The following is a 777-nucleotide window of genomic DNA, read 5'->3' as shown; positions in this document are numbered from 1 at the left end:
CCCATTTTCATAAAAAAAGGGGCTGTTCCATTTCGGTCTAGACGACCTTGCGGAACAGCCCCTTGCGATTTCATCGTGCCGTTATTCCATGAGCGCTTCCCAGATGGCGTACGCTTCTTCGAGCGCGGTCTGGCGCTCCTCGACCGCCGTCTGCTTCTCCTTCAGCTTCACGAAGTCGACGGACACCTCGGGCGTGGCCATCTCCTCTTCGATCGCGGCGATCTCGGTCTCCAGCCTCGCGATTTCGGCTTCGGCTTGTTCCCGTTTGCGCTGGCGCGCCCGCTCGTCCCGCTTGGCTTGCTTCTCGGCCTCATAGTCGGCGGCCGGCGCCGAAGAAGCCGTCGCGGCTGGGCCGGACGAGGCGAGCTTCCATTCCTCGATTTCTTTCTTTTTCGACACCATCTCGTCATAATTGCCCAGGAAATGCACGGCGCCGTCCGGCTGAAGCTCGACGATCCGGTCGGCGAGCCGGTTCAGGAAGTACCGGTCATGGGAGACGAACAGCAGGGTGCCGTCGTATTCTTCCAAGGAAGCTTCCAGCACTTCGCGGCTCCACAAGTCCAGGTGGTTGGTCGGTTCGTCGAGGACGAGGACGTTCGCCTTGCGCAGCATCAGCTTGGAGAGAGCGACGCGGGCTTTTTCCCCGCCGCTCAGGCTTGAGATCGACTTGCGCACGTCTTCGCCGCTGAACAGGAAGTTGCCGAGCACCGTGCGGATCTCCGCCTCGGGCAGCATCTTGAACTCGCTCCAGACTTCCTCCAGCACCGTATGGGCCGG

General features: G+C 61.4%; 1 protein-coding gene. It reads right to left on the bottom strand.

All coding sequences use genetic code 11. The features are described from left to right. Positions 1 to 81: 81 nt before the first annotated feature. The coding region (locus H7C19_RS33945; protein WP_185673522.1) for an ABC transporter C-terminal domain-containing protein at positions 82 to 777 on the bottom strand (696 nt) is incomplete at its 5' end.

This window comes from Cohnella nanjingensis (assembly GCF_014212125.1).
GTDB classification, from domain to species: domain Bacteria; phylum Bacillota; class Bacilli; order Paenibacillales; family Paenibacillaceae; genus Cohnella; species Cohnella nanjingensis.
This window is presented reverse-complemented; position numbering and strand designations above follow the sequence as displayed.